The 10,040-nt window shown below is 43.5% G+C and carries 13 protein-coding genes and 2 tRNA genes; 5 read left to right on the forward strand and 10 right to left on the reverse strand.

Annotated elements, in window-relative coordinates; all coding sequences use genetic code 11:
• Positions 1-235, reverse strand: a 235-nt coding sequence (locus L4B77_RS18265; protein ID WP_429750147.1) for a transposase, incomplete at its 3' end; no start/stop codon positions are given.
• Between L4B77_RS18265 and L4B77_RS18270 the strand changes: the two genes are divergently transcribed.
• Complete coding sequence (locus L4B77_RS18270) at positions 210-830, forward strand: hypothetical protein (RefSeq protein WP_429752173.1); 621 nt, start codon at positions 210-212, stop codon at positions 828-830. The two genes, L4B77_RS18265 and L4B77_RS18270, sit on opposite strands and share 26 nt — an antisense overlap.
• A 37-nt stretch (positions 831-867) precedes the next feature.
• Here the strand turns inward: L4B77_RS18270 and L4B77_RS18275 are convergent, their stop codons facing one another.
• Entirely contained in the window at positions 868-1,005 is a 138-nt protein-coding gene (locus L4B77_RS18275; RefSeq protein WP_429752175.1) for an Arm DNA-binding domain-containing protein, read from the reverse strand.
• A gap of 10 nt (positions 1,006-1,015) precedes the next feature.
• Positions 1,016-1,228 carry a hypothetical protein gene (locus tag L4B77_RS18280; RefSeq protein WP_429752177.1) on the reverse strand — a complete coding sequence of 71 codons (213 nt, stop codon included), beginning with the start codon at positions 1,226-1,228 and terminating at the stop codon, positions 1,016-1,018.
• 190 nt (positions 1,229-1,418) lie between these two features.
• On the opposite strand from L4B77_RS18280, the gene L4B77_RS18285 reads away from it, so the two are divergent.
• Positions 1,419-1,643 (forward strand): helix-turn-helix domain-containing protein, encoded by a 225-nt coding sequence (locus L4B77_RS18285; RefSeq protein WP_429752185.1) that lies wholly within the window; start codon positions 1,419-1,421, stop codon positions 1,641-1,643.
• Between the two features lie 226 nt (positions 1,644-1,869).
• Here L4B77_RS18285 and L4B77_RS18290 read toward each other — a convergent pair.
• Together L4B77_RS18290 and L4B77_RS18295 are read right to left on the reverse strand one after the other, a co-directional pair.
• Positions 1,870-1,944, reverse strand: a tRNA-Gly gene (locus L4B77_RS18290).
• Between the two features lie 37 nt (positions 1,945-1,981).
• Positions 1,982-2,056: transfer RNA gene (locus L4B77_RS18295), tRNA-Gly, on the reverse strand.
• Positions 2,057-2,233: 177 nt separating this feature from the next.
• Here L4B77_RS18295 and L4B77_RS18300 point away from each other — a divergent pair.
• Positions 2,234-3,397 (forward strand): threonine/serine exporter family protein, encoded by a 1,164-nt coding sequence (locus L4B77_RS18300; RefSeq protein WP_261840129.1) that lies wholly within the window; start codon positions 2,234-2,236, stop codon positions 3,395-3,397.
• Positions 3,398-3,563: 166 nt separating this feature from the next.
• Complete coding sequence (locus L4B77_RS18305) at positions 3,564-3,902, forward strand: zinc ribbon domain-containing protein YjdM (RefSeq protein WP_372040374.1); 339 nt, start codon at positions 3,564-3,566, stop codon at positions 3,900-3,902.
• 128 nt (positions 3,903-4,030) lie between these two features.
• On the opposite strand, the gene L4B77_RS18310 is transcribed toward L4B77_RS18305, so the two are convergent.
• The 5 genes from L4B77_RS18310 to L4B77_RS18330 form a co-directional block, all read right to left on the reverse strand.
• On the reverse strand, positions 4,031-4,954 hold the full coding sequence (locus L4B77_RS18310) for an amino acid ABC transporter permease (protein WP_261840127.1): 924 nt from the start codon (positions 4,952-4,954) through the stop codon (positions 4,031-4,033).
• A gap of 163 nt (positions 4,955-5,117) precedes the next feature.
• Positions 5,118-5,927, reverse strand: coding sequence for a transporter substrate-binding domain-containing protein (locus tag L4B77_RS18315; protein ID WP_372040373.1), 810 nt, complete (start codon positions 5,925-5,927; stop codon positions 5,118-5,120).
• 12 nt (positions 5,928-5,939) lie between these two features.
• On the reverse strand, positions 5,940-6,737 hold the full coding sequence (locus tag L4B77_RS18320) for an amino acid ABC transporter permease (RefSeq protein WP_261840125.1): 798 nt from the start codon (positions 6,735-6,737) through the stop codon (positions 5,940-5,942).
• Complete coding sequence (locus tag L4B77_RS18325) at positions 6,737-7,483, reverse strand: amino acid ABC transporter ATP-binding protein (protein WP_315972668.1); 747 nt, start codon at positions 7,481-7,483, stop codon at positions 6,737-6,739. The genes L4B77_RS18320 and L4B77_RS18325 overlap by 1 nt, the downstream gene beginning before the upstream one ends.
• 224 nt (positions 7,484-7,707) lie before the next feature.
• Complete coding sequence (locus L4B77_RS18330) at positions 7,708-8,856, reverse strand: iron-containing alcohol dehydrogenase (RefSeq protein ID WP_429752181.1); 1,149 nt, start codon at positions 8,854-8,856, stop codon at positions 7,708-7,710.
• A 192-nt stretch (positions 8,857-9,048) separates the two neighbouring features.
• On the opposite strand from L4B77_RS18330, the gene L4B77_RS18335 reads away from it, so the two are divergent.
• Positions 9,049-9,924 (forward strand): AraC family transcriptional regulator, encoded by an 876-nt coding sequence (locus L4B77_RS18335; RefSeq protein WP_429752183.1) that lies wholly within the window; start codon positions 9,049-9,051, stop codon positions 9,922-9,924.
• Positions 9,925-10,040 lie beyond the last annotated feature (116 nt).

Consider the following 10,040-nt stretch of genomic DNA (forward strand, 5'->3'; position numbering starts at 1 on the left):
GCTCTTCAGCTTGCTCTGCCAATAATCGTTTGAGTTTGGCATTTTCAGTGGCGAGCTCCCTTTCTCTATCGCTGATTTTCGCATCTTTTTTGACGGCTTTACGCCACCCATAAATTTGAGATTCATATAGCGAAAGCTGTCGTGCGGCAGCAGAGACACCGACTTTCTCTGCTAACTTAAGCGCTTCGGCTTTAAATTCAGGAGCATGTTTGATTCGTGTTTTCTTAGTTGTCATTGTTCACCTCGTTAGTGATTGTACTCACTTAACTCGGTGTCCAAAACTTCTGGTGCGGATCACTCATATAGGATTTGGCTACAAACATACTCATTATAGTGCTGAGTCTATCGCTCCATATACAGATAGAAAATACTCAAATAGCGAAAGTAAAAATCTCGGTGGCTTATATTTATCAGTAAGTGCTAACCTATACAAGAGTTTATATTTTTCCGGTTATGCCGATTTTAATACTCGGTTCAGCACTAGCATTAACAAATGGCAAGTCGGTCTCGGGCTCTCACTACTTAAAACACCACTTTTATCTGTACCATTTTCATGTGGTGTTGTTAACAATCGAACAGAAAGTGACTATGCTCCCAATCATACTGACGAAGGTGCCTATTGCTCAACAGGTATTAATACTCAAGTTGCGAAACATTGGGCCTTAGGCCTTATTTATCAACATGATTTCATTGATATACCAAAAAACACTTTCACTATAAAAAATACATTTCAATTTGGCTCCGTATTTGGAATTACTGCAGGTATAGATTTTGCGACACGAAAAAAAAAGGAAACTGGTCTTAGCTTAGGACTACAGTTTTCATTCTAATAATTATCTATTAATCACATATAAACCTTAAAGAGTATTAAATGAATAAAATATTTGCTGTACTAACCATAGCTGCTTTCACATCTTGCTCCGCTCTTGCTGCTAATTTGCACCTCACTCCTTGATAACGAAAATCCAAATATAAACTATTATTTTTTACATTAACCGAGCCCATGACATTCTCCTCACAACCCTACAACCAATGATGCAGCTGTTGCACCATTAAGCATTTCCTCTTCAACTCGTTCCCAAATGAAAAGAATCTTCCTTCCTCCAAATGGTCGAATGTAATGAATACCTTCAAAAAGTACCGAATCCTTCAATTGCTCTCGTATAACACGCTTGTCGTATTTGATTACCGATGATARTTCTTCAGTAGTTAAATAAGTGAAATCCATATTCCCTCCAGGGCTTTATTGTACCTCTTGAGGGTTAATATATACCCACAAAACACATCGCGCAAGTACTTTTTAACCCTTTAAAGGTACATTTAAGCTCTAGTTAAGTTATTTTCACACTCAAAAGAGTTAGATCCACAAACGGATCATCATGTATAATTTGATCATTAATGTAAGGAGAATAAGAAGAATGATTAAATGTCATTTATCAGCAATCATGGGAGCTAAACGCTTAAAAATTGCTGACGTAGTAAGGGAATCTGGAATAAATAGAAACACGGTCACGCGTCTATATCATGAGACTAATAATAGAATTGAATACGAAACACTCGAGACACTCTGCCGCTACTTAGAATGTCAAATTAGTGATTTGTTAGAAATTATAGAAGATGCTCAACCTAAARCTTTAGATTAGTTTTTTTCATATGGGGCTGAGGACATAGTATTAATTTTGCTAAAACAAGGCTAAGCAGAAATATCTACCCCTTGGTCCCTAGACGGTCCCTAGACGGTCCCTTTTTGGTCCCCAGAGATTATTTGATATAGAAGAATCGGAAAAATAATACGCCAGACACACAAAAACATGCAGCTAAGCGTTTGTTTTTAAAGGTTTTTTGGATTGTAAAACAGAAGGGGGCAATTGGAGCGTGCAGCGGGAATCGAACCCGCATCATCAGCTTGGAAGGCTGAGGTAATAGCCATTATACGATGCACGCACACTGTCTTAGAGTAAGACTGAGGCATTAAGAAGACTGGAGCGTACAGCGGGAATCGAACCCGCATCATCAGCTTGGAAGGCTGAGGTAATAGCCATTATACGATGTACGCGCATCGTCTTAACGAGTTTGATAATGCCACATCTAACTGAAAACGAAACCTTTTTCTTTCATTTTTATTCTAAGTGCTCGTATAACCACCACAACGCTAGTTTTTCACGCAAAAGTCTCGTCATTCCTTCTATCGTTTGGTACATTGACCGCACATTTGTTCTCCCCTAAAGTCCCCATGCCTTCCCAGTACCGAATTAACAAAATTGTTGAAATTGGTGACACTCTACACCGTAGTGGTTGTGCTCCATATAAGCTTGAAAAGTACACTCAATTCTATGCAAAAAAGCATGGTGTTGATGTCATGATCCAAGCGACGCCAACCGCGATTAATTACCAATTTCCTGATCATAACAACGCCGTTATTCTCAAGCGTCAAAAGATAGCTTCGATCAACCTGAGTTTGTTAGCCAATACGATTATTCGTATTAATCAACCGAGCAGTGATCCGGTACCAGAACCCGTAGGCTATTCAAAATTTGTAACGGCACTTGCCAATATGGGGATCCCACCTGCGTATTTGATGTTGGTAGGCAGTACATTGGAAGCGGTTGGTTTTTCTGCGTTATTGGGGTTGATGGTTTGGGCATGTCAGCAAGTTTTGCACTCACGTCGTGCCATCGCGGTTGAGTTCATTTCGGCCTTGTTAACCGGTATTGCAGTGGCCTTTTTAGCGAGTACGGGCTTACCGATACCGGTATGGGCTTTGTGTATTGCTTCGATCGTGTTGTTTGTTCCGGGCTTGTCCATCGCTAACGCATTAGAGTGTCTAGCATTCAATGATCTAGTTTCTGGTACCAGTTTGCTTGGGCAGAGTGCTTTAACCCTGATTAAGCTGTTTGTTGGGATTATTATCGGCCTCAATATTGGTGAAGCGATATGGGGACAAGCGGTATCCATCGATTATACCAATGCGATCCCAATGTGGATGCACATATCAGGCTTGGTGCTGATTTCAGTGTCTATCGGCGTGATATTTAATGCGCGTCCTAAAGATATCATGCTTGGCTTGCCGGTTGCTGTTCTGGGCATGTGGGGGCCATTTTATCTGGGCTTTGACAGCGGTTGGGTTGTGGGTACTTGGGTCACAACCGTGCTGATTACGCTTTACGGAACTTGGATTGCGAAGAAAATGGATCTGACGGGCTCGATTTATATTGTGCAAGGGATCATTATTCTAGTACCGGGTAGTCGTGTGCTTGTCAGTGCCAGCCAGTCGGTATTTGAGCAGTCTGTTTTGCCGATACCCAGCATCGGTTTATCTGCATTATTCATGTTCTCGGCAATTGTCGCGGGGCAAATTACGGCTTACTCTATCTACTCGCCAAAAGTGGAACATTAACTTTTCAATGGTTAACACAAACACAGCTTCGCCGCTGGGTTTGTGTTAGCCTGTGTTGTTTACAGCCATTGGCTCACGTAGCGAAAGCGATCCGGATTTGTGCTCGCTCAGCCATCCCTGAGTCATTAAAATGGCTCTAATTCTAATTTAAATGAAGTCGAAATTTATGTCTTTACCTCCTTGCCCGCAATGCCAATCTGAATATGTCTACCCTGACCAAAACAACCTAATCTGCCCTGAGTGTGCCTATGAATGGAACCCAGAAGAGGAGCGTCTAGCAAGAGAAGCTGCCCGAGTTAAAGACATCAACGGTGCAGTATTAGATGCCGGAGACAAAGTGACTTTTACTAAAGATTTAAAAGTGAAAGGAAGCTCGACGGTTCTGAAGATTGGTACCAAAGCCGTTATCAGACGCATCATTGAAGGAAAGGATCACCAACTGGATTGTAAACTTGATGGTGGTGGTGAAATGTTAGTGACGGCTAAATACGTAAAAAAGCAGTGACTTGATACCGGAACTCACGTGTTTAGTCACAGTCTGTTGAGCGAATGAACCGTGATTGGTCAAACCTATTCGCTGTTAATATTGGCTATCAAACCGACTCTAAAATGCGTAGCACCTAATTGATGACGTTATTGGTTAAATTGAATATTTGATCGCTGTTCTATTCCCTTGAAAATACGCGAAAGGGTGAAACATAACGCGAAATAAGCCGCGCCAACAATCAGCCATATCTCGAAGATCAACCCTGACGAATTTGCCATTTCTGTGCCGACAAACGTCATCTCTTGAATAGAAATCAGTGACACAATGGATGTGTCTTTGACTAAAGAGATCGCCTGACCGGCTAATGGGGGAGTAATCGCCGTTAAGACCTGTGGGCCGACCACAAATCGATACTTAGACAATACCGATAAGCCAAGAGAATCTGCGGCTTCCCATTGCCCTTTAGGAACACTTTCTAAGCCAGCACGAATCACTTCAGCAATATAAGCCGAAGAGAGCAAGCCAAGACAGATAACACCCGAGGCTAAGTTTTCCCATAGGTTAGCGGGACCAAATAGGAAGGCTTGCAGTTGGTTAATTTCACCATTGTGTTCACGTAAAATGCTTTCTAAACCAAGCAAAGGGATCAGTTGGTTAGAGACAAAGAAGTAAAAAATAAAGATAAAGACCAATGGCGGGATATTTCGAACCAATTGGATAAAAATCAGTGCCGGTGTTTTGATTAAAGCGATTTTAGAGTGTCTTGCTACACCTAACAGTGTACCGAAAGAGAGTGCTAACACCATGCTCCACAAGCTCAAACGTAATGTTGCGACTAAGCCTTGGAAGAAATAAGGAATACTGCCTTGAGAAGGTGGAATGAAAATCAGCGTGAACGCATCTTCCCATCGCCACTGGTAGTGAATGCCGACCGCAGAACGATAATAAAGCCAAGCTGAGAATGCACAAATAATGGCAAATAACACGTAATCTAATAGATTGAGGCGTTGATACCAAGGCTTCATGCGAAGATTGGGTTTGGGCGTTGATAGTGCGCTATTACTACTCACATTATTCCTGTTTAAATAATCATCATTCGTAGGCTGTTTTGGGATCTAAAGTGAATCAAAATACAGTGATTCAAATAGTCGATGAACAGGCAGTGTAGACAATACACTGCCTAGATTTAGAGCCGCTAACTCTGGTCACCTTGAAAGTGCGCTTAGGCTGAGGTTACTGACCTTGAGCTATCTGATTTTGCCAATCTAGCGTAGAGAACCAGTATTCGTAGCGCTCTTTTAGCCAACCGTCTTCAGTACGAGCTTTGATCCACGCGTTGAAGAACTCCGTTTTATCTGTTTCACCTAGGCGGACAGCAAATGCTTCGTTACCTTTTGATAAGCGCTCATTAAATGGAATGAATAGGGTATCTGCGTTTTTGATCGTTTCGTGCTCTGGTTTAGGGCTCGACGCAATCACCGCATGCGCATTACCGTTTAGCACTTCTTGAAACGCTTGAGCATCATCATCGAACTGAAGCAATTTGGCTTTAGGGAAGGTTTCACGAGCCATTTGAACAGTATATGCGCCGCGACGTACGGCAATTTTTACTCGGCGAGAATTAAAATCCGAGATCTGTGTATAGCCTTTCGCAAGCTCTTTATTGGCTGCAAGTTGAACACCCGAGTGAGAGTAAGGTTCTGTAAACAGGACGCTTTTAGCACGAGCTTCAGTGATAGACATACCGCCGATGATCACATCAAACTTGTTCGATAGTAGGGAAGGAATAATGCCATCCCATGCTGTCGGAACAAACTCCACTTTCCAGCCTGAGTCTTTGGCTAGGCGTTTTGCTACATCAATTTCAAAGCCAACGAGATCGCCTTGCTTATTGCGCATCGCCCAAGGCACAAAAGTCGACATACCAACGCGAAGAGAGCCTCGTTCGTTAATCTTGTCTAAGTTTGGCGTTTCAGAGGCCAGTGCGGGCAAACTGACGGCAAGCGCGAGTAGAGCCGTGATTGCGGTTTTAAATAGCTTCATGCTGATAAATCCTTATTGTGTTCGCCAGTTAGCGCCAAGCTTATGCTCAAGCCAAGCAGCAACGGCAGAAAGTGAAAGTGTAAGTGCAAGATAAATGATTGCCACAGAGAACCAAATTTCAAATGGCATCGCGGTTTCAGAAACAATGTTTCTGGCTTCGGTTGTTAGGTCGAAAATGGCCATGACACTCACAATCGAAGAGTTTTTGATGAGTGATATTACTTCATTTGTCAAAGGCGGCAACGTACGTTGTATCACCTGAGGAAGAATCACATCCCAATAAGTATAGATCTTCGATAAGCCTAAAGATTGAGCAGCTTCAAATTGTCCTCTCGCAATACCATTTAAACCAGCCCGGAAGATTTCGGCGGTGTAAGCCCCTTGGAAAAGTGCCAAGGCTAGAACAGCGGTGCTAAAGCGATCCAGCCCTAAGACGGGGCCAAACACAAAATAGAGCAGATAAATTTGTACTAATAATGGCGTATTACGAATCAACTCAACATAACTGCTGGCAAGGGTTCGACCAACTACGGAATTTGAGTTCCGTAACAGGGCTGTGGCTAAGCCAATGCATAGTGTGGCGACTAAAGAAATTAAAGATATATTGATGGTAACCAGTAGCCCTTGCATCAGTTCTGCCGGCCACCATTCGCCATCTTCATAAAAGGCGATGTAATCAGGGACACGCTCCCATTGCCAACTGTATCCCATGGTTTGTGCGCCAGAATCGAGAATCCAAACAACCGCTGCCACGAGTACAATAATTTGTACTAAAGCGGAAAGGGCGGGTTTAATAATTCGAATCAACATCAATAAGTCAGTATCTGATTTAGGAACGCTTGAGTTCGTTCATGTTGAGGGTTTTCAAAGAGTGCTTGCGGGGTATTGGATTCGACAATTTGTCCTTCATCCATGAAGATAACGCGATCGGCTACTTGTTTCGCAAAGCCCATTTCGTGGGTTACGCACACCATGGTGATACCTTCACTCGCCAGTTCAACCATCACATCGAGCACTTCGTTGATCATCTCCGGATCAAGCGCTGAAGTTGGTTCGTCGAACAAGAGTAATTCTGGCTTCATACACAGGGAGCGGGCGATAGCCACGCGTTGCTGCTGGCCACCAGAAAGTTGTACGGGGTATTTGTTGGCTTGTTCTGCAATGTGCACACGCTCGAGATAGTGCATTGCTATCTTCTCGGCTTCTTGTTTGCTTTTTTTCAGTGTACGTATCGGAGACAGGGTTAGGTTCTCAAGCACAGTAAGATGGGGGAATAAATGAAAGTGCTGAAATACCATTCCGACTTGGCCCGGTGTGTTGAACTTACTCGGCAGCACTTGTTCTAGTACGTAAAGTTCGCCGCTCTCGAAAGCTTCTAGCTGATTGATACAACGGATCAAGGTTGATTTACCCGAACCTGATGGTCCGCAAATCACCACTATCTCTCCTTGTTCAATATTTAAATCGATATCCTTTAGGGCATGGAAATCACCATACCACTTGTTAAGTGACTTAAACCTAACCATTTCCTTGAGATTATCCAAATCGTTGTTCATACCTTGTAAAGAGACGGGTTTACCTTAACAATATAGAAACATGATTGCACATAAAATTAGGGACTTATGAGAGTTTAATAGCATCTTGTAGGGCAAATTAAAAAGCAGCGACCACAATGAACGCTGCTTTATTTGCACGAAAGAAATAGGTAATGGGTTCAGTAAGAGGTAAAAAAACTCTTTGTATAACCGCTCTCTTTGCTTTCTCTCTATTTTACCGATTCTTAGTGGATTGCCGACTCTAGAATCTCACGTGTTTTCTCAGGCGTGATTGCTTGGTTCTCGCCAAGTTGTAGGTAGCCGTGTGATTCAAGTTGAGCGACAACATTATCAATCGCTGTTGCTTTGTTTGTTTCGTAGCCATCGAACATTGTCGCCACGTCTAGGCTGTGGTAGAAGGCTTCGATTGCCGCGATTGTGCGCTCGGCTAAATCAGCACCGGTTTCTAAGCCAAATACGTTGCGACCCATTTGCTCGAGCTTGCTGCGTTTCGCTTCGATTTGGTTGCGAAGGAGTGACGGTTGAACAATTGCAAGTGAGCGTGCGTGGTCTACGTGCCATAGTGCTGTGAACTCGTGACCAATCATGTGTGTTGCCCAATCTTGAGGGACACCCGTGCCAATCAGGCCGTTAAGCGCTTGGTTTGCTGTCCACATTAGGTTTGCACGCCACGCATCGTGATCACGTTCGTCGAATTGCTTACCCAGAACAAGGAGGTTCTTAAGCAGTGTTTCTGCATAACCGTCTTGAACCATCGCGTTTGTTGGCATTGTGATGTATTGCTCACATACGTGAACCCATGCATCAACTAAACCGTTAATCAGTTGGCGCTCTGGTAGAGACTTCATTACATCTGGATCCATAACTGCAAACTTAGGCTGTACCGCAGGGTTCATGAATGCCAGTTTCTCTTGAGTCGCTTTACGAGTGATTACGGCACCCATGTTCGATTCAGACCCCGTAGCAGGAAGTGTCAGTACTGCCCCAATGGGGGTCGCTTCTGTCACTTGGTGTTTGCCTGCTAAGATATCCCAACCGTCACCGTTGTACTTAGCTGCTGCTGCAACGTACTTAGAACCGTCGATGACTGAACCGCCGCCAACCGCGATAATGAACTCTACGTTTTCTTCTTTAACCAGCGCGACTGCTTTGTCTAGCGTCTCTTTGGTTGGGTTTGCCTCAACACCAGAAAACTCAATCCAAGCGTGATCTTTTAAAGATTCGACTACTTGGTCGTAAACACCGTTGCTCTTGATAGAGCCGCCCCCGTAGATGACGAGTACTTTCTTTGAAGTATTAACCGCTTGGCTGATAGCCTCGATTTGGCCTTGGCCGAAGTGGATGACTGTAGGGTTAACATAAGTAAATTGCATTGTAGGTTCCTTGTGTAAAGCTAGATTTTTATTTTAATGTATTGCTCGATTTTCATATTTGCATATTAGTACAGAATACTAGGGTGTTGAAGGTTGATTTCTCTAAATTAATTGCCTATTCCTACAAAATTGATATTCTTTCTTTGGTCTAGTCTACTTACTGTTAGCGCTTGAAATGGAGAGTCGCCACTTATGAAAACACTTGCTCAGTTATTACAGTCTTATGTTGAACACAAAGGCTGGGATGATCTCGAAGGGATCAGAGAAACTGACATCGAAGGTGTTTGGTTTTATCGGAGCAGTGTTGGCAACCAACGCCAACCGTTTACTTATCAGTCTGGCATCATCATGCTTGGGCAAGGTAAAAAGAACATCTATATTGGAGAAAGGCCAGTCACTTACGCCGCAGGTGACTACCTTGTCGTCGGTGTGCCAATGCCGCTAGAGTGTGAAGCCTTGCCTGTTAATGGTGAGCCCTTGCTTGGTTTATCGATTAGCATTGATTCTCAGCGTTTACATAGCTTAGTTAAAAAGCTCGAAGACCAAGGTTTTCTAGAGAGCTACTGCAACAAACATAAGCTAAGAGCGAGTGGTTTGGAGTCGACACCAATGGAAGAGTCAATGCTGGAGAGCTTTACTCGATTGGTCAAAACGCTGCATTGCGGCATCGAAGCCAACATATTGGGTGATGCGATGGTTAATGAGATTGTCTACCGTGCACTAACAGGTTCAGAAGGGCGCGTATTGTTTGATTTAGCTCATCATGACGGCCATTACGCCCGTGTTGCCAAAGCACTGTCTAAAGTGCATCAAGAGTATGACCAAACCATTACCGTTCAATCGCTTGCCGATGAAGCTAACATGAGCGTGTCTGCTTTCCACAATGCTTTTCGTAACGTCACTTTTGAATCGCCACTTCAATACTTAAAGAAGGTCAGGCTCAACAAAGCTAAAGAACTGATTCAGTTAGAGGGGCTTCGCATCAGCGACGCTGCACGCCGAGTTGGCTACTCCAGTCCATCCCAATTCAGCCGCGAATTCAAACGACACTTCAATACCCCCCCCTAGAGCGGTATAGCGCTCTAGGGGGGGGGGGGAGATTATGTTCGATGCACTCATGCTCCATATGCTTGTTAAATTATATGGATAAATGTATCTAATTATCGGTGTTCTCAGTTTATTGG

The organism is Vibrio minamisatsumaniensis, from assembly GCF_050337445.1.
Lineage (GTDB): Bacteria > Pseudomonadota > Gammaproteobacteria > Enterobacterales > Vibrionaceae > Vibrio > Vibrio artabrorum.